19 protein-coding genes are annotated in these 21,599 nt (G+C 35.1%); 13 read left to right on the top strand and 6 right to left on the bottom strand.

Going from position 1 to position 21,599, the window contains the following annotated elements; translation table 11 throughout:
* Positions 1 to 2 precede the first annotated feature (2 nt).
* The gene (locus EZJ43_RS09790; protein WP_133262531.1) at positions 3 to 1,022 is read left to right on the top strand and encodes a YihY/virulence factor BrkB family protein; all 1,020 of its coding nucleotides are present in this window, start codon (positions 3 to 5) and stop codon (positions 1,020 to 1,022) included.
* A gap of 4 nt (positions 1,023 to 1,026) precedes the next feature.
* Here EZJ43_RS09790 and EZJ43_RS09785 read toward each other — a convergent pair whose 3' ends face one another.
* Both EZJ43_RS09785 and EZJ43_RS09780 read right to left on the bottom strand, forming a co-directional pair.
* Complete coding sequence (locus EZJ43_RS09785) at positions 1,027 to 3,168, bottom strand: ATP-binding protein (RefSeq protein WP_133262530.1); 2,142 nt, start codon at positions 3,166 to 3,168, stop codon at positions 1,027 to 1,029.
* A gap of 27 nt (positions 3,169 to 3,195) precedes the next feature.
* The gene (locus EZJ43_RS09780; RefSeq protein ID WP_133262529.1) at positions 3,196 to 5,064 is read right to left on the bottom strand and encodes a DNA topoisomerase IV subunit B; all 1,869 of its coding nucleotides are present in this window, start codon (positions 5,062 to 5,064) and stop codon (positions 3,196 to 3,198) included.
* Between the two features lie 588 nt (positions 5,065 to 5,652).
* Here EZJ43_RS09780 and EZJ43_RS09775 point away from each other — a divergent pair.
* Positions 5,653 to 6,954, top strand: coding sequence for a DEAD/DEAH box helicase (locus EZJ43_RS09775; protein ID WP_133262528.1), 1,302 nt, complete (start codon positions 5,653 to 5,655; stop codon positions 6,952 to 6,954).
* A 377-nt stretch (positions 6,955 to 7,331) separates the two neighbouring features.
* Here EZJ43_RS09775 and EZJ43_RS09770 read toward each other — a convergent pair whose 3' ends face one another.
* Positions 7,332 to 10,304, bottom strand: coding sequence for a leucine--tRNA ligase (locus tag EZJ43_RS09770; RefSeq protein WP_133262527.1), 2,973 nt, complete (start codon positions 10,302 to 10,304; stop codon positions 7,332 to 7,334).
* A gap of 185 nt (positions 10,305 to 10,489) precedes the next feature.
* On the opposite strand from EZJ43_RS09770, the gene EZJ43_RS17120 reads away from it, so the two are divergent.
* The 11 genes from EZJ43_RS17120 to EZJ43_RS09720 all read left to right on the top strand — a co-directional run bounded on the left by EZJ43_RS17120 (position 10,490) and on the right by EZJ43_RS09720 (position 17,904).
* Positions 10,490 to 10,660, top strand: a complete 171-nt coding sequence (locus tag EZJ43_RS17120) for a hypothetical protein (RefSeq protein WP_165953133.1) — start codon at positions 10,490 to 10,492, stop codon at positions 10,658 to 10,660.
* Positions 10,661 to 10,674: 14 nt separating this feature from the next.
* Positions 10,675 to 10,941 (top strand): hypothetical protein, encoded by a 267-nt coding sequence (locus tag EZJ43_RS09765; protein ID WP_165953132.1) that lies wholly within the window; start codon positions 10,675 to 10,677, stop codon positions 10,939 to 10,941.
* 474 nt (positions 10,942 to 11,415) lie between these two features.
* Entirely contained in the window at positions 11,416 to 12,294 is an 879-nt protein-coding gene (locus tag EZJ43_RS09760) for a cell division protein FtsX (RefSeq protein ID WP_133262525.1), read from the top strand.
* Positions 12,294 to 12,521: a DUF3098 domain-containing protein gene (locus EZJ43_RS09755; RefSeq protein WP_133262524.1), complete on the top strand. Its 228-nt coding sequence runs from the start codon at positions 12,294 to 12,296 to the stop codon at positions 12,519 to 12,521. Before EZJ43_RS09760 ends, EZJ43_RS09755 begins: the two co-directional genes overlap by 1 nt.
* 76 nt (positions 12,522 to 12,597) lie before the next feature.
* The gene (locus tag EZJ43_RS09750; RefSeq protein WP_133262523.1) at positions 12,598 to 12,831 is read left to right on the top strand and encodes a DUF4160 domain-containing protein; all 234 of its coding nucleotides are present in this window, start codon (positions 12,598 to 12,600) and stop codon (positions 12,829 to 12,831) included.
* A complete protein-coding gene (locus tag EZJ43_RS09745) occupies positions 12,821 to 13,039 on the top strand; it encodes a DUF2442 domain-containing protein (protein WP_165953131.1) in 219 nt (72 codons plus the stop codon). Before EZJ43_RS09750 ends, EZJ43_RS09745 begins: the two co-directional genes overlap by 11 nt.
* Positions 13,040 to 13,173: 134 nt before the next feature.
* Entirely contained in the window at positions 13,174 to 13,968 is a 795-nt protein-coding gene (locus tag EZJ43_RS09740) for an undecaprenyl-diphosphate phosphatase (RefSeq protein ID WP_133262521.1), read from the top strand.
* Between the two features lie 27 nt (positions 13,969 to 13,995).
* Complete coding sequence (gene truB / locus EZJ43_RS09735; protein WP_133262520.1) at positions 13,996 to 14,736, top strand: tRNA pseudouridine(55) synthase TruB; 741 nt, start codon at positions 13,996 to 13,998, stop codon at positions 14,734 to 14,736.
* The gene (locus EZJ43_RS09730; RefSeq protein ID WP_133262519.1) at positions 14,723 to 15,586 is read left to right on the top strand and encodes a YitT family protein; all 864 of its coding nucleotides are present in this window, start codon (positions 14,723 to 14,725) and stop codon (positions 15,584 to 15,586) included. Before truB ends, EZJ43_RS09730 begins: the two co-directional genes overlap by 14 nt.
* Before the next feature lie 170 nt (positions 15,587 to 15,756).
* Positions 15,757 to 16,773, top strand: a complete 1,017-nt coding sequence (locus tag EZJ43_RS09725; protein ID WP_133262518.1) for a bifunctional riboflavin kinase/FAD synthetase — start codon at positions 15,757 to 15,759, stop codon at positions 16,771 to 16,773.
* A gap of 96 nt (positions 16,774 to 16,869) precedes the next feature.
* A complete protein-coding gene (locus tag EZJ43_RS09720; protein WP_133262517.1) occupies positions 16,870 to 17,904 on the top strand; it encodes a DUF2157 domain-containing protein in 1,035 nt (344 codons plus the stop codon).
* 80 nt (positions 17,905 to 17,984) lie between these two features.
* Here the strand turns inward: EZJ43_RS09720 and EZJ43_RS09715 are convergent, their stop codons facing one another.
* From EZJ43_RS09715 to EZJ43_RS09705, 3 genes are all read right to left on the bottom strand, one after another.
* Positions 17,985 to 18,728, bottom strand: coding sequence for a LytR/AlgR family response regulator transcription factor (locus EZJ43_RS09715; protein ID WP_133262516.1), 744 nt, complete (start codon positions 18,726 to 18,728; stop codon positions 17,985 to 17,987).
* Positions 18,725 to 20,206, bottom strand: coding sequence for a sensor histidine kinase (locus EZJ43_RS09710; RefSeq protein ID WP_165953130.1), 1,482 nt, complete (start codon positions 20,204 to 20,206; stop codon positions 18,725 to 18,727). Before EZJ43_RS09710 ends, EZJ43_RS09715 begins: the two co-directional genes overlap by 4 nt.
* 728 nt (positions 20,207 to 20,934) lie before the next feature.
* On the bottom strand, positions 20,935 to 21,594 hold the full coding sequence (locus EZJ43_RS09705) for a LysE family transporter (RefSeq protein ID WP_133262514.1): 660 nt from the start codon (positions 21,592 to 21,594) through the stop codon (positions 20,935 to 20,937).
* Positions 21,595 to 21,599 lie beyond the last annotated feature (5 nt).

Here is a 21,599-nt window from a genome sequence, read left to right as displayed (position 1 = left end):
AGATGAAGTTGATCAAAAAAGTAAAAGTTTTCGGCATAAATACTTATCATTTATTTGTTGCTGCCGGGAAAGGATTTATAGAAGATAGGGTTACGAAACTAAGTGCTGCGCTTGCTTATTATACTATATTTTCGCTAACGCCTTTAATCATTATCGTGCTATCTTCGGCGACGCTTTTTTTTGGCAACAAAATGAAAACCCGAGATAAATTCTATGTTCAGATTACGGAGATGGTTGGCAAAGATGCAGCCGTACAAATTCAAGGATTTGTAGAAAAAGCCAATAAAACTGGGCAATCTACTATTGGTCTAATTATCGGAATAACTACGCTTATTGTTGGTGCTACAGCTATTTTTATCGAGATACAGGATAGTATTAACTTAATTTGGAAAGTGAGGGCGGTACCCAAAAAGGGCTGGCTCAAAATGCTATCTAACCGTTTGCTTTCTTTTTCGTTAGTGGTTTCGATGGGTTTTCTGCTTTTGGTATCGTTAATGATTAACAGTGTTGTTGTTGGCTTAGGCTCTAAACTCGCATCACTACTTTCTCAAAGCAAAATAGATGAGGTAATTCCAGTTGCGAATGATACGATGGCATTAATTATTTATATTCTAAATAATGTAATTACGCTTGCAGCGGTTACTTCTGTTTTTGCGGTAATATTTAAAGTTTTACCCGACGTTAATATAAAATGGCGATCGGCAATAATTGGCGCACTGTTTACGGCTGTATTATTTAGTTTAGGTAAGTATGTAATCGGTATTTATATAGAAAAAGGAAATCCTGGTTCGGCATTTGGCGCCGCAAGTTCTATTATTGTAATTTTACTTTGGATATATTATACTTCGATTATTTTATACTTTGGGGCAGAATTTACTCAAGCCTTTGCAGAACAACATGATGGAGGCATTACACCAAGTAAATATGCCGTTCACACAGAAGTTATTGTTGTAGAAAAAAAAGTAGATGTATTGCCTCCACAACATCCAGAAGATACGGTGGATATTCCAAAGGAAGACTAAATACCTATTTTAAAAACTTTAACATTTTTTTCAAAAGTTCTTGTTCCATAAATGGCTTTAAAACAAGTTCACTCATGCCCGAATCTAGATATTTAATTCGGTCATCTTGCATTACGTTTGCTGTGATTCCAAGTATTGGCACGGCTGATTTTTTCCGATTTTTAAACGCTCTAATTTTTTTGGTTAGCTCTATCCCACCCATTTCTGGCATTTGGATATCGGTTAACACAATATCGTAATCTTGATCCTTAAATAATTCTAAAGCTTCCTTACCATCATAAGCAGCATCGAAAATAATTTCGTACTTTTTTAAAATAGTGCTGGCTAATAAAATATTCAGGATATTATCATCTGCCAATAAAGCCCTCTTTCCTCTTAGGAATGCAATATCGGCAGCACTCAAAATCTTCTTCTCAATTTGTTGGGGCAGGTTAACAACCATTTGGTATGGTAACTCAAAAGTAAAAGTAGATCCTTTACCTTCCTCGCTCGTTACACTAATATCACCTTTATGAAAATCGACTATTCTTTTACAAATCGCTAATCCTAAGCCAGTTCCTTGCTGTTTCTCTTTGGTTGATGAATAGTACGCTTGTGCAAATTCATCAAAAATCAACCGTTGATCTAGCTTATTGATTCCTATTCCAGTATCAATAATACTCACTTTTAGCGTAATGTTTTTAGTGCTACTTTTTACGGCATTGGCCAGTATGGTAACGCTACCTTCTTTTGTAAACTTAATTGCATTGTTCAGCAAGTTCATTACTACTTGTTTTAAACGCAGGGCATCACCCAAAATAAATAAATCTTTATCTATATTAACATTATTAACAAAATCAATTTGTTTTTTACTGGCTTGTACTTTCATGCCATCGAAAACATCGTTTATAGCTACAAGCGGCGAAAATGGCGTAGAATCTAAAACCACCTTCCCGGTTTCGTATTTAGAAAAATCTAAAATATCATTTACCACATCCAACAACATTATCGAAGAATTTCTAATTGCCTTTAGTTGTTCTTTTTGCTGTGGTTGTAAATCTACTTGCGAAAGTTGCTCAGAAAAACCAACAATAGAGTTTAAGGGTGTTCTAATTTCGTGACTCATATTGGCCAAAAATCTACTTTTCGATAGTGCGTAGAGTGATGCTTTTTTAGTCTGCTTAATTAACTGTTGCTCATTTTTGTATAAATGATAAATGGCATAGAACATAAACAACAATAAGCCAATTAATAGCAATATCAAAACCACTGTAAATTTATCAAGGTTGTTTAATACATCGCGAACTGACGAGTTAGCTGAGTTTTGTAAATTTGTATAATAACTATTCTCACCCGATTTGTAAATTTTTAGTCCATCTACAATAGTGATTATTAATTTATGGTTAATATCTAATAAATCTCTTTCTTTTGCTTTTAACTTATTATTTACGCTGTAAAGCGATGCATAAAATTTATTTATTTCTTTAAGTTGTAGCTTATTAAAATTTTTACTCTCTATTGATGTATCTGCAGTTATCGTAGTTTTTAGCAAAGTAGATTTTTCACTTTCTTTGCCTTTTGCGCCTTTATCATTGATAGCGGCCAAAATTCTTCCAAAAAATTTCTTTTTTGGTTGCGCAATAGCACCCGGTTTTAGTGTATCAATTTTAACAATGCTTTTGAATTGCCTTGTAGAAAATATAGTATTTACAGGATTTAATTTACCCAGTTTTTTATCAAAATTTACAGAAAAGTTTATTAAACTATCTGCCAAATATTTTAACTTAATAAATTGATCCGTTCGGATTTTTTTTTGTGTAATTAAGCTTTTAAATGATCCATCAGATAGCGGTTTCTCATGTTGATTTTCGAGCGCTATGGAATCCATTGCAACAGAAACCTCAGAAATTTCGCTTAAAAATGCTTGATAGTATTTCTTATCTCCCGTAACAACATACATCCTAGAGTTGTTCTCTGCGCTGTAAAGTTTAAATATGCAGCTGTCTAACCTGCTAAAATCCTTTTTAACTTCAATTATTTCTGTTGAAGACTTAAAAAGCGAAATTTTAGAGAAGTTGATATATAATTTTGCTGTTATTGCAAAAATAAGTAGGATAAGAAAAACAACTAAAAGGTATTTTACAGCTGAGCTTTGAATTGATTTCAAAATAAATTTATTAATTTTATGTGTATTTTATGCGACTTCGTCGATTATTTTCGGGTCTGCTGCAACTTGGTCTTTTTCAATTCTTAGGTTCTTGATAATGTGTTGCTGTCTATCTGGTGTATTTTTTCCCATATAATATTCTAGCAAACTCTTAATCGTCTGATCTTTTAAAATAACGGGATCAAGCCGAATGTCTTTTCCAATAAATAAACCAAACTCATCTGGAGAAATTTCTCCCAAACCTTTAAAACGAGTTATTTCTGGCCTGTTACCTAGCTTCTCAACAGCATTTCTGCGTTCTTCCTCACTATAGCAATAAATGGTTTCTTTTTTATTTCTCACCCTAAATAAAGGCGTTTGCAAAATATAAACATGACCAGCTCTTACCAAATCAGGAAAAAACTGCAAGAAAAAAGTCATCATTAACAACCTAATGTGCATGCCGTCAACATCGGCATCGGTAGCAATAACGATATTGTTGTAGTGCAAACCTTCTAAACCATCTTCAATATTTAAAGCGTGCTGTAAAAGGTTAAATTCTTCGTTTTCATAAACAACCTTTTTGGTTAATTCGTAGCAGTTCAACGGCTTGCCTTTTAAACTAAAAACGGCTTGACAATCCACATCTCGCGATTTTGTAATCGATCCCGAAGCCGAATCTCCCTCGGTAATAAACAAAGTAGTATCGTATCGTTTTTCGTGGGTAGTGTTGAAATGAACTTTACAATCGCGAAGCTTTTTATTATGCAACGAAGCTTTCTTAGCCCTATCGTTAGCCAGTTTTTTTATGCCCGCAATATCTTTTCGTTCTCTTTCTGATTGATTAATGCGTTTTAGAAGTGCATCAGCAACATCCGAATTTTTGTGCAAATAATCATCCAATTCCTTTTTTACGAAATCATTAATAAAAGTTGCCACTGAAGGCCCTTCCGGACCCATATTTTGAGAACCTAGTTTAGTTTTGGTTTGCGATTCGAAAACAGGCTCTTGCACACGAATAGAAATTGCTGCAATGATGGATGAACGAACATCTGCAGCATCAAATTCCTTTTTAAAAAATTCGCGAATGGTTTTTACTACCGCAGCTCTAAAAGCCGCTTGGTGTGTACCACCTTGCGTGGTATGTTGGCCGTTTACAAAAGAGTGGTAATCTTCGCCATATTGCTGACCATGAGTCATCGCAATTTCGATATCGTTGCCAATCATGTGAATAATTGGATAACGGATTTCTTCGGGTTTATTAAATTTGGAAAGTAGATCGTAAAGTCCTCTTTCAGAAAAAAACTTTTGATTGTTAAAACTTACCGTTAAGCCAGTATTTAAAAACACGTAATTCCAAACCATGCTCTCCACAAAATCTGGTATATAATGGTAATTTCTAAAAATACTTTCATCAGGATAAAAAGTAATTGCCGTACCATTTCGCTGTGTGGTATCTATAATTGGCTGATCGGCAACAATTTCTCCTTTAGAAAATTCTACTTTTTTGGTTTTTCCATCCCGATAGGATTGTACCATAAAATTTGCAGAGAGCGCATTAACAGCTTTTGTACCCACTCCATTCAAACCAACTGATTTTTGGAAAGCGTTACTATCGTATTTTCCGCCAGTATTTATTTTGCTTACACAATCTATAACTTTACCCAAAGGGATGCCCCGACCATAATCGCGAATATTTACTTTTTGCTCAGAAACCGTAATTTCTATCGTTTTACCAGTTCCCATTACAAATTCATCGATAGAATTATCAACAATTTCTTTCAGCAACACATAAATTCCATCATCTTGCGCAGAGCCATCACCAAGTTTACCGATGTACATACCGGGACGCAACCTAATGTGTTCTTTCCAATCTAATGAGCGGATACTATCGTCGTTATAAATTACTTCTGCCATAAATTTGCTATACTAATCACCTAAAACACCTTTAAATAAAAAGCGACAATTCCGTGAGATGCGGTTGATTATCTGAAGTTTCAAAATGATAACTATTTGGGATAATTGATGTTCAAAAATTAATTCCTAAACACAAAATTTTAATTTACAATAATAAGCTTAATCTTCAAGAGCATCAAATAGAAGATTTCAACAAATGAGCATTTGATTAGAAGTATTGAGAGTTGAGATTTGAGACCCGTTGCAAAAGCAATTTAATTCTTTCATTTTTTCTCAAGTTGTTATTTAACGGCTACCTGTAATAATGAAATCCATATCCGTTGGCTTCATCCGAATGGTTATTTGAAATAAAAAATATGCTTTAGCGATAAGGTAAATATACATCAAGCAAATTATTAGTTTTTAATCACAAGCATTTTAAGAGCGTTTGCGCTTTTAACAATTGAACCATATAACAATAAAAACAATTTATTTCTCTATCTTTGCAACCGAAGCAGAATTTCTTTATCATTTAAAGCAATCCGCAAGTTAGTCCCTCAAAAAATGATCGTTCTAGCTTCTTCAAATTAATATTACAAAAAAACTTACATGTTATTTAAAGAATTAAACCTCATAGAGCCAATTTTAAAGGCGCTTGATACTGAAGGTTATACACAGCCTACACCAATACAGGAGCAATCTATACCAACCATATTAAAAGGAAAAGATTTATTAGGTTGCGCACAAACCGGAACAGGGAAAACCGCAGCATTTGCGATTCCGATGTTGCAGTTATTACACGAAAAACACATCAATACTAAGGCATCTAAAAACATTAAAGCCTTAATTTTAACGCCAACACGCGAGCTTGCCATTCAAATTGAAGAGAGCTTTAAAGCTTACGGCAGAAATTTAAATTTGCGCCATTTGGTAATTTTTGGTGGCGTAAGTCAGCATAGCCAAGTTGAAGCCTTGAAAAGGGGTGTAGATATTTTAGTTGCTACGCCCGGGCGTTTATTAGATTTAATGAACCAAGGTTTTATCAATTTAAACACAATCGAAATTTTTGTTTTAGATGAAGCCGACCGTATGTTGGATATGGGTTTCATCCACGATGTGAAAAGAACGGTTGCTAAATTACCAACCAAGCGCCAAACATTATTCTTTTCGGCAACCATGCCAGATGAAATTCAAAAATTAGCAAATACTATTTTATCTAATCCAACCAAAGTTGAGGTTACGCCAGTTTCTTCAACTGCGGAAACCATTAATCAATCTATTTATTTTGTTGATAAAGGCGATAAAAAGAAATTACTGATTCATTTATTAGAAGATAAAGGAATTGAAACGGCTTTAGTTTTTACACGTACAAAGCATGGCGCCGATCGAATTGTGAAAGATTTAGGTCATGTAGGTATTAAATCTGCTGCTATACACGGAAACAAATCTCAAAATGCTCGTCAACGTGCCTTAACAGAATTTAAGGAACGTAAAATACGCGTTTTAGTGGCAACTGATATTGCTGCGCGTGGTATTGATATTGACCAATTATCGCACGTTTTTAACTACGAGTTACCAAATATTCCTGAATCTTATGTACATAGAATTGGTCGTACTGGCCGTGCTGGTGCAAATGGTATTGCAGTTTCTTTTTGCGATGCAGAGGAAAATGAATATTTATTAGACATTCAGAAACTGATTAAAATAACACTTCCTGTCGTTGAGGATCATCCGTATCCGTTAAGTTGGGAAAATATGATGGCTAAAAACCAAGTGAAACGCAAACCACAAGCACAGTCGAAAGGCGCCGGCGGTGGTGGCGCAAAACGCGGTGATGGCAACATGAGTGGCAAACCACGCAACGCCAGCGGACAAAGAAAATTTGGCGGAAATAGAGGAAGAAGAGACTAAGAAGGTGGAGGGCTTGAAGGTTTAGGGCTTAAGGCGAAAAGCTGAAAGACTAAAGCGAAAAGCTGAAAGACTAAAGGTGAAAGCGAAAACCCAAGTCATCATACATGAACGGTCGTCATTCTGAATTTATTTCAGAATCTATCTTGCTATAGCCTGCGGACTAAAAACCGTAATTGCAAGGAAGCTTTTTCAGCCGACGAAGCTCCGTAGGAGTACCGTTGGCACAATCTATATTATTAGAAAGATTGCTTCGTCGTTCCTCCTCGCAAAGACGAAATAAAAAAAGCTAACAAAAACCCCTGAGCTACTAAACTCAGGGGTTTTAATTTATAAAAATTTGCAGGAAAGCTTTCCGCTTTAGGCTTTAAGCGTTCAGCTTAAAGAACGACATTGATAATCTTTCCTTTTACGAAAATAATTTTTTTAGGTTCTTTGCCGTCCAAATATTTAGCAAACTGTTCATCAGCAAATAAAATCGCTTCAACCTCTGGCTGCGCTAAAGTTAAACTCAAATTTAAGTTCATTTTCATTTTACCGTTGATAGAAACTGGATAAGCAAACTCATCTTCTACTAAATGTTCTGGATTAAAAATCGGAAATGCAGTGTAGGATAAACTTCCTGCTTGGTTTCCTAATTTCACCCAAAGTTCTTCGCAAATATGTGGTGCATATGGCGAAAGAATAACCACCATATCTTCTAAAACCTGTCGGCTTTTACATTTTAAATCTGTTAATTCATTAACCGCAATCATAAAGCTAGATACTGAAGTGTTGAACGAGAAACGCTCAATATCATCTTGTACTTTCTTAATGATTTTATGCAAAGTTTTCAATTCTGCTTTGGTCGGGATAGAATCATTTACATGGAATGTCCATTCCTCATTGTGGAATAATCTCCAAAACTTACGCAAAAACTTAAATACGCCTTCAATACCATTGGTATTCCAAGGTTTACTTTGCTCTAACGGACCTAAAAACATTTCGTACATACGCAAAGTATCGGCACCGTAGCGCTCAATCAAATCATCGGGATTAACCACGTTGAATTTCGATTTCGACATTTTTTCGACTTCAACACCGCAGATGTATTTGCCACTTTCAAGAATGAATTCTGCGTTTGCATATTCCTCTCTCCAAGCTTTGAATTTAGTTAAATCAAGAATTTCGTTTTCAGCGATGTTTACATCAACATGCAAAGGAAGAATATTGCCAGTAAAAATATATTTACCAATCAAACTTGGATTTAAATCCTTAATTAATTTTGTTTCTTTATCGAGAATACTGAAAATTTGACTTTGAATCTCACTATTCGAATTATCTTCTATTTGTTTAACAAAACCCTTAGATACAAAAATTGATTTTTTTAAAGGGGGTAAAATATCTCCTTCTTGTTCGTTGGCAAAACTTTGAATAGCTAAACGATAAACAAAGTTACTTCTACCTTGAATCATGCCTTGATTAATCAATTTCTTGAAAGGTTCTTCTTCTTTGGTGTAACCCAAATCTTTCAAAAACTTGTTCCAGAAACGGCTGTATAATAAGTGACCAGTTGCGTGCTCAGAACCGCCAATGTATAAATCGACAGCTTTCCAATAATCAACGGCTTCTTTCGAAACGAAATCAGAATCGTTATTTGCATCCATGTAACGGTACCAATACCAACTACTTCCTGCCCAACCTGGCATGGTGCTTAATTCATAGTGTTCGCCATCTTTCGGAGCCCAACCTTCTGCTCTAGCTAAAGGTGGTTCGCCAGTTTCAGTTGGTAAATATTTGTCAATTTCTGGCAAAATTAAAGGCAATTCTTCTTCTTTCACTAAATAAGGTAAACCATCTTTAAAATAAACAGGAATCGGCTCGCCCCAATATCTTTGTCGGCCAAAAACGGCATCACGTTGACGGAAATTAACTTTTGCTTTACCAGCATCATGTTCTTCTAACCAATTATTCAAAAATGGTACAGCTTCTTTGTAAGTTAATCCATTAATAAAACCAGAGTTGATGTATTTTCCGTCTTTGGTAGAATCTGCTTGAACGTCAATATCTTTTTGACCATCTAAAATTTGAACAATTGGTAAGTTAAAATGAGCTGCAAATAACCAATCGCGTTGATCGCCACTTGGCACGCCCATAACTGCTCCAGTTCCGTAACCTGCAAGTACGTAATCTGCAATCCATAAAGGAACGCGTTCGCCACTAACAGGATTAATTACATAACTACCTGTAAAAGCGCCAGAAACAGTTTTAGTATCCGCCATTCGGTCTAATTCCGATTTCTTTTTAGTTTTAGAAATATAATCCTCAACTGCTTGTTTCTGCTCAGGAGTGGTTAATCCAGCCACCAACTCATGTTCTGGTGCTAAAACCAAGTATGAAACACCGAAAATGGTATCAACACGGGTGGTGAAAACCTCAATAAAGTTATCAGTTAAAAGTTCAAAGTTCAAAGTAGATGCTTTCGACTTTAAACTTTCAACTTTAAACTTGACCGATGCCCCAACACTTTTCCCAATCCAATTACGCTGCATTTCTTTAATCGGTTCTGGCCAATCGATGGTATCTAAACCTTGCAAAAGTCGATCAGCGTAAGCGGTAATACGCATACTCCACTGCATCATTTTCTTTTGCTCAACGGGGAAACCACCACGCTCAGAGAAACCATCTTTAACTTCATCGTTAGCTAAAACAGTACCTAAAGCCAAACACCAGTTTACAGTGCTTTCTCTCAAATAGGTTAAACGGTATTTTAATAGTTCTTCTTGTCTTTCCTCTTCTGTAAAGTTTGCCCAATCGGTTGGCATAAATGATTTCACATCATCATCGCAAACGGCCTTTACATCCGCAGTACCAGAAATATTGAATTTCTCAATTAAAGTAGAAATATCTTCTGCTTTATCATTTTCTACGTTGTACCACGAATTGAATAATTTCATAAAAATCCACTGTGTCCACTTATAATAAGACGGCTCACTGGTGCGAACTTCGCGGCTCCAATCAAAAGAAAAACCAATTTGATCTAACTGGCGACGGTAGGTTGCAATATTTGCTTCAGTAGTAATTGCAGGGTGTTGACCAGTTTGTATTGCATATTGCTCTGCAGGCAACCCGAAAGAATCGTAACCCATTGGATGCAATACATTAAAGCCTTTTAAGCGTTTGTATCTCGAAAAAATATCTGATGCAATATAGCCTAGTGGATGACCAACATGTAAACCTGCTCCTGATGGATACGGAAACATGTCTAAAACATAATATTTTGGCTTCGTAGAATTATCTTCGGCTTTAAATGTTTGATTATCGGCCCAAAACTGCTGCCACTTTTCTTCTATTTCTTTAAATTGGTAATCCATTGCAAGTTATAAATTTTTGAAAGTGCAAAATTACGGAATTTAAGGGGCTTAAAAAAACGGATTCATTTTTAGTATTTTGCTGATGAAAATCATATTTTGACGAAATTATAATTTTAGATTTAAACGCAAAAAGACTCAATCGTTGCAGTAATAATGATTATATTCGTATATCAAAAGAAATAGTCATGACACAACTTACAATTGAAAACAAAAAATACGTCCTCATCCCCGAGGAAAGTTATCAAGAGTTAAAAAAAACTGCTGCTTTAAAATGTCATCCCGAAAAAACTTTTTCTATTGCAGAAGCGAAAGCCTACAGCAAAAAGTTGATTAGGAAATGGGCGACAGAAAAATAATAATTACAGAATCCGTGGCGGGTCAAATCGCAGAGGTTTCCTGGTATTTAGAATCGGAAGGCATGCCCTTCACTGCTGAAAGATTTGCAGACGACGCTTATGACTTTATAGAAAAACTAGCAGATAGTCGAAAAAGATACAGAACCTGTAGAGAACCATATCGAAAATTGATGGATTATAAATGTATATCCTACAAGAAAAAATACACCGTCGTTTTTATTGAATTGGATACTGAAATTCTAATTTGCGAATTTCTGCCGTCAAAAATGATTTATTGGTAGCCGTAATGATTTTAAATACTCACAACATTAATTCTAAACGAGGTGATTAAAATAATCTTTTGGCGAACAGATATCTTTGTTTTTGTGATAAGCACCGCCAACTTTATTAAATGAATTTAAAATCAAAACACTGATTCTGATGATAAAGATTTCGCCACGTACAGCGCAATAATATTCTAACATAAGTAGTGATTAGACTAGCACCTTGCAAATATTTATCCACCAACAAAAAAATGCACCATTGATTTTATAACCAATGGTGCAAGCAAATAATCGGGGAAGATTAGTTTTTAAATACCCATTAATAACGTCATAAAATCAGATTTCGTACCAATTCAATTTTTTTACACCATATAAATAATCAAAATAAAAGATATGGCGATGTTTTACGTTAATAAACTGAATATTTAAACAATCATTAAATTGCGGTTATAAGGGATAATTTCTATTTTCGCAGATACAAAATTAAAATACATGGAAGAATTCGAAGTTAGTGATGCATCTAGGAAAACCAAAACGATTTATATTTCGACTATTTTTAGTATCGCATTGGTTTTGTTGATGTTAGGATTACTAGGCTTAGTACTTGTACATGCAAAAAACTTATCCAACTACGTTAAAGAAAATATTGTATTAAACGTAATTGTTGATGAGAGTGCGAAAGAAACCGACGTGTTGGCTTTTCAAAAAGAACTGAACAATAACCCTGCGGTTAAGCAAACACAATATGTTAATAAAGAATTAGCTGCAAGAAATTTAACTCAAGATTTGGGCGAAGATTTTGTTAACTTTTTGGGATACAACCCTTTAACATCAACTTTTGATATTTATTTAAAGGCAGATTACGCAAACACTAAAAGTATCGAATCGCTAAAAGCAAGCATATCTAAAAATCCAGTTGTAAAAGAAGTCGTTTATCAAGCTTCGCTGATTGACATGGTAAATAAGAACATTAATACCATCGGGTTAATTATTTTAGCTTTTGCCGCTATTTTGTTAGTTATTTCTATCGCATTAATTAACAATACTATACGTTTAGCCATTTACTCACAGCGTTTCCTAATTAAAAGTATGCAGTTGGTAGGTGCAACTAAAAACTTTATTCGCAAGCCGTTTTTATTATTTGCGGGTTTACATGGGTTTATTGCAGCCTGTATTGCCATTATTATTTTATTGGCAACACTAATTTATGCCCGTAAGGAAGTCCCTGAGATCATTATTCTGAATAATTATAAAGAATTTGGAATTGTATTTATTGGTCTATTTTTAATAGGAATTTTTATAACAGGAATTAGCACTTGGTTTGCAGTAAGCAGATATTTAAGGTTAAAATCATATCATTTATATAGATAATGGCAGAAAAAAAACATATTCCTTTTAATAAGGAAGTTAAAGACGAGTTGGTTTTTAACAAAAAAAACTATCAATTATTAATCATTAGCATGGCTATTGTAATATTTGGTTTTGTATTAATGATGGGTACAACCGGAGATATTTATGATTTCCGCAGAACGTTACTTGCACCAATGGTTGTACTGGCAGGTTTCGGCTTTGGTATTTATGCAGTTTTAAAGAAATAAAATTGAGTTAGCATTTATAGTGTAACCAATTTATCTTCATGACTAAGTATATCATTCCTAAATAAGGATAAAATTTATGCCTACATTATTTATAATTTTTGGATTAAGATTTTTCTTTTATTCAAATGAGCATCTGCCAATACATATTCATGTTAAGAACGCAGATGGAGAAGCAAAATTTGAAGTTGAAAACGTTGTGCTTATTTCTAATAAGGGTTTAAAGAAAAAAGATGTTGCTTTAGCATCAGCAATTATTGAAGAAAATAAGGAGATTATTATCAATAAATGGAATGAACATCATGGAAAATAAAATTGTAAAAGTTTGGTTTGAAGATGATAAAATTTTTATTCAAACTAATCAAGGCGAGAAAAAAAGCCATCCACTTAGTTGGTTTCCTAAGTTACAAAAAGCGAGTAAAGAAGTTTTAGAGAGTTTTACATTATCGCCTTTTGGCATTCATTGGGAAAAACTGGATGAAGATTTAAGTTTTGATGGCTTTTTTAACTTCACAAAATAATCTCAAAAAACGATCCGTTTGATAGAATCATCGTATCTCAAGCCATTGCAGAAAATTTGGTTTTAGTCTCTAGAGATAAAAAATTACAAAACTATAATCTAAAAATAAAGTGGGACTAACCCATTGATGAACCAATGACCAATTTCGAAGCCATTATCCTCGCCATTATCGAAGGCATAACCGAGTTTTTACCAGTATCGAGCACTGGCCACATGATTATCGCATCCTCATTTATGGGCATAGCGAGCGATCCATTTGTAAAACTATTTACCATTGCTATACAACTAGGCGCCATACTTTCAGTCGTTGTGCTATATTTTAAAAGGTTTTTCAAAACGATAGATTTTTACATTAAGTTATTGGTTGCCTTTATCCCCGCAGCTATGTTTGGTTTATTGTTGAGCAAAAAAATAGACGAACTTTTAGAAAGCCCAATGACGGTTGGTATTTCGCTTTTGGTAGGCGGTATCATTTTGTTATTTGTTGATAAATGGTTTAACAAGCCAACCATTAACGAAGAAGAAAATGTAAGTTACCTCACCGCTTTAAAAATTGGTTTTTTTCAATGTATTGCGATGATTCCTGGCGTTTCTCGTTCGGGCGCTACAATTGTGGGCGGTATGAGTCAGAAGTTGAGCAGAAAAGTTGCTGCCGAGTTTTCATTCTTTTTAGCAGTACCAACCATGTTCGCTGCAACGGCAAAAAAACTGTACGATTTTTATAAAGAAGGTCACACCATCACCCACGAACAAACAAATTTATTAATCATTGGCAACGTGGTAGCATTTATAATCGCCTTGTTGGCTATAAAAAGCTTTATCGGCTACTTAAATAAACACGGTTTTAAAATGTTTGGTTATTATAGAATTGTTGCCGGTTTAGTTATTATAATATTGCTATTAAGTGGCCACAGTATGCAAATTATATAATCTGTATCTTTGCAGAAAAAAAGATTTGTGAGTACAGAAAATTCAAAATTCAAAGATTTCAATTTCGCCGAAGGTGAATTATTATTAATAAACAAACCCTACAAGTGGACATCCTTTGATGTTGTGGGTAAAATACGTAATTCGTTAAAACCCTTAAAACTAAAAGTTGGTCATGCCGGCACGTTAGATCCTTTGGCAACAGGCTTATTAATTGTTTGTACAGGCAAACTTACCAAACAAATAGATACCTTTCAGGCTGAAGAAAAAGAATATACAGGCACTATGATTTTGGGCGCAACAACGCCATCTTTCGATTTGGAAACTGAAATTGACACAACTTTTGACATCAGTAAAATCACACACGAGCAGATTTACGAAAACACCACGCAATTTACAGGCGATATAGAACAATATCCACCAGCACATTCTGCTGTTAAAGTTAACGGCGAACGCTTGTATGTTAAGGCTCGTTTAGGCGAAGAAGTAGAGCTTAGAAAGCGTTTCGTAACCGTTCCCGAGTTTGAAATTACCCGAATAGAATTGCCTGAAATAGACTTTAGAATTGTTTGTAGTAAAGGCACTTATGTTCGGTCGTTAATCTCCGATTTTGGCAAAACACTCAACAACGGTGCTTATCTTTCCAAATTAATCCGTACCCGAAGTGGAAATTTTTTGCTTAGCAATGCGTTCGATGTTTTAGAATTTGTAAACCATGTGCGAAGTAAAAAAGAAGAAACTAAATTGATTGAACATAATGAACAAGATTAAAAACCGTAAAACTCGTATTGTAAAAGAGATTCTACTCATCGCAGCGGGTATTACTTCGGCATGTTTTGGGCTTAAAAGTTTTTTATTGCCTAGTCATTTTATAGATGGTGGCGTTACGGGTATATCTTTGTTAATAAGCACCTTAACAGGAATTAAACTTTCATATCTTATTATCATTATCAATATTCCTTTTGTAATTTTGGGTTATAAGCAAATAGGTACAGCTTTTGCAATTAAAACAGCCGTGGCCATAACGGCACTTTCTCTAGCGTTAATTTTATTGCCTTTCCAATCTATAACGCACGATAAACTACTCATCGCATTTTTTGGTGGTTTTTTTCTTGGTGGTGGTATCGGTTTAGCCATGCGTGGCGGTTGCGTAATCGATGGTACAGAAGTTTTAGCGCTTTACATTAGTAGGAACAGCATATTAACCGTAGGCAATATTATCCTAATTTTAAACATCATCATCTTTGCTGTTGCGGCTTATTTTCTGAATATCGAAACGGCTCTTTACGCCATCCTAACCTATTTATCGGCATCGAGCACGGTCGATTTTATAGTAAACGGGCTGGAGCAATACACTGGCGTAACCATTATTTCCGAAAAATTTGAAGAAATTAAAGCGTACATCATAACCGATATGAAGCGTGGCGTAACCATTTATAAAGGCGAAGGCGGTTACGTAGAAAAAAAAGACATCAGCATTTTATACACCGTACTTACCAAATTAGAAATGAGCAAATTACAAAGCATGATTAATCATATTGATAGCGATGCATTTGTAATACAACAACAAATAGCCGATTTAAAAGGCGGCGTGGTGAAAAAACAAACCGTTATACATTAAAAAATAATTTGGGCACCTGCCGGCACGCAGGCAGGTGCCCCCAAGCTACGCAAGGGGTCGGGCTGTACGCTAAATCTTTTTTGTTGTCGTCCTGAGCGTAGTCGAAGGACAACAAAAAAGGATACCGCTTCCATCCCTCATGCAAAACCCAATCCCATAAAATAACAGCATTGAAAATATATAATAACCTTTCCGAATTTTCAAAATTAAAACATGCCATTGTAACCATTGGCACGTTTGATGGTGTTCATTTCGGGCACCAGAAAATCATCAATCAATTGGTGGCAAAAGCAAAAGCCGATGGTGGCGAAAGCGTAATTCTTACCTTTTTTCCACATCCGCGTATGATTATCGATCCAGAAAACCAGGATTTAAAAATGATCAATACCATAAACGAAAAAGCTAAGATTTTGGAAAATCTAGGTGTAGATCATTTAATCATTACCCCTTTTACCAGAGATTTTTCTAATCAAACACCTAACGATTATATCAAAAATATCTTGGTTGACACCATCGGTATCAAACATATTATTATCGGTTACGATCATCGCTTTGGTAAAGATAGAACGGGCAATTTGGTAGATTTAAAACGCGCAGGCTTAGATTATGGCTTTACCGTTGAAGAAATTATGGAGCAAGATATTAACGATGTCGCCGTAAGTTCTACAAAGATTCGCCAGTCTTTGTTAGAAGGAAAAGTATCATTGGCAAACGCTTATCTGGGTCATCCATTCTCTATTTTCGGTAGCGTAATTAAAGGCGATAAAATTGGCCGCACCATCGGTTTCCCTACAGCTAATATTTTTGTAGAAGAAACTTATAAATTAATTCCTAGTGATGGGATTTATGCGGTAACGGTTGAGATGGAAGAAAAGCTGAAAGCTGAAAGCTTAAAGCTAAAAGGTGAAGCCCCTAAACCCTACACCCTACACCCTACACCCTCAACCTTTAAAGGTATGGCCTACATTGGTCAGCGCCCAACCATTAACGGCATGACGAGGAATATTGAAGTCAACATTTTCGATTTTAACCAAGAAATTTACGGACAAGATATAAAAATGAATTTTTTAAAGTTTTTGCGCCATGATGTAAAGTTTACCGGATTGGAAGCACTAAAAGTTCAGTTGCAAAAAGATAAGGATAATACGTTGGCTTATTTTAAGTCTCAGGAAAGTGCAACGCAATAATTTTTAAGAGTTTATTGCTACACCTTCCAACTTTCGGCCTTTTGATTTTTCAGATGCTCCGACTAAAAAACATATCTTCGTAATATAACAAAACGGATGAAAGTAGATAGAGAAAAGAGCGAGTTCTTAGATGATATGATTGAGCAATGGGAAACCGATAGCTTAATTACCGCTGAAACAGGCAACAAGCTCCGTAAAAGTTACGAAACTAAAAACTTCGATTGGTTGCGCTTGGCGCAGTATGCTTTTTGGGTAGCGCTTGCCTGTGGCTTTATTGCATTGGGCTCTCTGTTAATCGATAATTCTATACTCAACTATTTAAAAAGAGTTTACAATACGCCAAATATTGTTATCGCAATTGGCTCTGCAGGTATTGCAGCGTGGCTTTATATTCTCGGTTTCCGACGGAAGAAAAAGCAAGCGCATTTAAAATTTAGTAATGAGGCGATTATATTTTCTGCCATTTTACTCACCGCAAACGCTGTAGCTTATTTCGGTAAAGTAATGGATAATGGTTCTGGCAACTTCTCCATTTTGATACTTATATCCGTATTTATTTATGGCGTATTAGGTTATATTTTTAACTCCAGATTAATATGGGTGTTTGCTTTAATTTCATTGGGTGCATGGTTTGGCACTGAAACTGGCTACTTAAGCAGATGGAATTATTATTTCTTGGGGATGAACTATCCATTACGTTTTGTTGTTTTCGGAGCTGTGCTTACTGCGTCATCATTTATTATGAACCGATTTGACAAGACTAAAATATTTTTTCAGGCAACTTATATTGCCGGAATGATTTATCTCTTTATCTCCCTTTGGGCTTTATCGGTATTTGGCAATTTCGCCAGTTTGGAAGCGTGGTATAATGTAAGGCAACTCAGCTTATTTTATTGGGCGCTACTTTCTGCAGGAGTTTGTGTAGCGAGTACACTTTATGGTTTAAAATATCGTGATGATATTGCCCGTGAATTTGGTATTACCTTTCTTTTCATTAATCTCTACACCCGCTATTTCGAATACTTTTGGGACAGTTGGCATAAAGCTTTGTTCTTTGCCGTGTTGGCTGCCTCTTTTTGGCTCATCGGCCGTAAAGCAGAAAAAATATGGAATGTTGGTTTTTTGAAGTAAAATAAAATGGTTTGGCGCAACATGATCTTTTCCAAAATTTGTCATCCCGACTTTGGAGGAATCTAACTCAATGGTTGAGTCTATTTCCCTAACGCAACCTTTACGGTTTCCCTATTCGGTTTTGAAACCAAAATTTTATCTCCATTTTTCATCAGCAATGTACCTCCATCTTCTTTTAACCAACTTTTAACAAATAGTGGATTAACCAAATGTGTTTGATGTGTTCGCAAAAAACCTTTTGGTTTCAATAAATCAGCATATTCTTTTAAAGGTTTCGATACCAAGAGTTTATCGCCATTGGCAAGAAAGAAAAAGGTATAACTATTTGATGCTTCACAGCGCGCAATATCGTTAATGGCTATATATCTTATTTCATTCTGCTGTGGCAATGCTATCTTTTGTACAATTGACTCAGGTTGTTTTAAATTCTGTAAAAGAAAACTAAGTTGTTCATTTTGCAATTTAGATTTAATTCGTTGTTCAGCTTTTGCAACGGCAACAATCAACTCATCGGTATTTACGGGTTTTAACAAGTAATCTAATGCAGCAAATTTTACCGCCTGAATACCGTAATGATCATAAGCCGTCACAAAAATTACTTCGAAAGATTTATTCGGTAACAAATTCAATAAATCAAATCCTGTTTTACTACCCATTTGGATATCAAGAAACAACAAATCTGGCTGTTGCAATTCAATTATCCCAACCGCTTCCTCAATTCCGGCAGAAGCACCAACCACTTTTATGGTTGGGCAATATTGATTGAGCAAAATTTCTAAATTCCTCAAATTCGGCAATTCATCATCAACTAATACTGCTCTCATAGCCAATTGGTTAAAGTTATTGTAATGTTAATGCCGTCACTTTCCGAATTCATAGTTAAAAGTATGGTATCTTCTTTGTAAATACCGTTTAATAGCAGAATTCTATTTTTACTCAGTTGCAAACCATAGCCCTCGTAGGTTTTTGACGTATCAAAACCTTTCCCATTATCTTTCAACTCCAAAATTAAATTTTTCTCTTGCTTAATAAAGCGAATACAAACTTCTCCCTGCTTTCCCTTTTCTGCTATGCCATGCTTTACTGCATTTTCTACAAAGGGTTGAAGCAACATTGCAGGTATTTCGATATTCAAATCAACATTGGGTTCGACGTTGATTTCATATCTAAATCCAAACCTCAATTGCTCCATTTGCAGGTAATCGTCTAATAAAGTTTTTTCTTCAGCAAGGCTGATGAGCTCTTTATTATCTAAAACATTACGAGTTAACCTCGAAAACTTATTTAAATATTGATTCGCTTCTTTAGTCTTCTGGTCATTCATTAAGCTTTGAATACCCGCTAAAGCGTTGAACATGAAATGCGGATTAAGTTGAGAACGAATACTTGCCAATTGTGTTTTGGCAATGTCTTTTTGTTGTTGTTCGGCAAGCAGTTTGCGTTTGCCTTTTCGTTTGATGTAATAAATTACTAAGCCAGCAATAATACCTAAACCACTACCAACGATTAAGAGGTAAATAGCTAATTGTTTGGCGGTGAAGTAATCTGGAGCACCGATCTCAAATTCAATACATTTAGCATTTCCTGTCATGCCGAAATCTGTATTTCCAATTTTCGGGTAAATGAACATTGTGTATTTACCTGGTTTTTCAAAATACTCTTTATCTAAGCGTTTACTAAGATTTCCCATCTCATTATAAATCCAACCTACGTTGTCTATCATATCGATAAAAATTTCATCCCCTAGTTGCCTTTTTATAAGAATTTTGTATAAAAAATCGTTGTCTATTGGCTTAATCGTTATTTCTGCATAATCAATATCCTTATTAAAAGGAAGTTTTCCACCATGAATATTAATATTACTAGATGTCCTATTGCTAATTTGCGTTTCTAATACAGTTGTGTCACCTTTTTTATTTATTTCAAATTTGATAACCTTAGGCTTTTTATACACTATTAATGCCTCTGATAGTTCAGTCGATACTATCTCCACCGGCTTTAGCTTTTTGTTCAAAACAGTAAGCCTTTTAGCGTTTTCTTCATCACCAACCTTATAAATAACGATGGCAAAATTTTGGTTTGCAATGGAATAAGTGCCAAAATCCGTTCTAATATCTTCTTTTAATGCGACAGGAATTAAGTCTCTTTTTCCTGCTACGACTACATCCCCATCAAAAATTGAGTATCTATAATATTTCAAACTATCTGTTGGAATGTAAGAATAGAGCTTTATTGTAGTGGCGCCTTCTAAATATAATAAAAAAGTTCTTTCTTTGGATGGATGGATTATTACATTAGACATTTTTTTTGTGCCCGAATCAGCATTAAGACAGAGGGATTCTGGTCTTTTGACATCCCCAAAGGTTAGCACTCCTATACAGCCATCTGGGGAATTTTTAAAGGGTTGTAAAGTTATTTCGTCAATACCTTTATTTTGCCCAAAGCAAACCGTTGTTATACACAATAAAAATATTGTTAGGTAATTTCTCATCATTTTTTAGTTTAAGATGTCCTCAAACTTGCGGTTTGTAAATGGTTTGCAAAATGGAAAAATAGCGAATACGTAATACAAATTAGTATTTAACTGAAATGAGCTAGAATTTCAACTTTCCCATCAACTTTACGATGCTGGAAATAGATTGCTTTTCTCTCATTTCGCCTTTGTCCCAAAGAACAATTTCATTGGAGAGGAGTCCATTTCCAAATTGGCTATGCCAAATAGATCCTTCGCTGTGCTCTGGATGACAAAATACATCAAAAAAAAGACTTCTCGGCTTCCTATTAGTCAAACACGGGATAGTTGTGGAACTTAAACTCCCCTCCTTTTTTCAAGGAGGGGGTGGAATGGGTTGTGCGATGGCGGGGGTGGTTTCCTTACCTGGCTTTTTAGTACAAAACCAAGTATAATAAACCTGATAGAAATGTAAAGCCCAAGCTTTTTCTGCTTGGCTTGTAATGGATAGCAGGGCTGATTTATCAGAAGAACTACCTGACCTTGCTTTACAAAAACAACCAATTAAAATTGAAAATCTACAAATGCAATATAATCATCCCCTGTTTAACAATTAAATAAACTGCCAGAACCCAAAGAAATATAGCGATAGATTTATTGATAATTAAACTGCTCAGTGCAAATTTTTCTTGAATGAAAGTGGCAAAGTGTGCATAAACATACAACGCCAAAGCAGAACCAAAGCCAGAACCAACAGCGAAAATAATTAGCGAGAGATAATCAGTTTTAATCCATTCGTGCAAGATTACATAATTGCCAAAAAACAACCAAAACGGAATTTGAACCGGATTTAGAACGCCTAATATTAAGCCATATAACACGCTTCCGCTTCTTTTATCGTCTTTACTTTTACTCGTTTTTGGTACTTTTTTACGATTAATCCACGTAATTGTACCCATGGTGATGAACATCAGTATCATAAAACAATCTACTAATGTCCCTAATCTAACTTCGCTTACCGCCGCATTCGGATTAATATCGCTCATCGCCCAACGGGCAAAACGCATCATCCCAAAAGTAAAAAACACTTCAACAATCGAAAATGAAAGTATAAAATACCAAACCTGCCTCATGCCTTTGTTAATGGCGAGTTGAGCGACGGTTAAGTTGATATTGCCGGGCGGAATATAGCCCATAGCGTTTAGAAGAATGCCCAAGAAGAACGTTGTGAAAAGCATTTCCG

The sequence above is a fragment of the Pedobacter changchengzhani genome, from assembly GCF_004354365.1.
Lineage (GTDB): Bacteria > Bacteroidota > Bacteroidia > Sphingobacteriales > Sphingobacteriaceae > Pedobacter > Pedobacter changchengzhani.
This window is presented reverse-complemented; position numbering and strand designations above follow the sequence as displayed.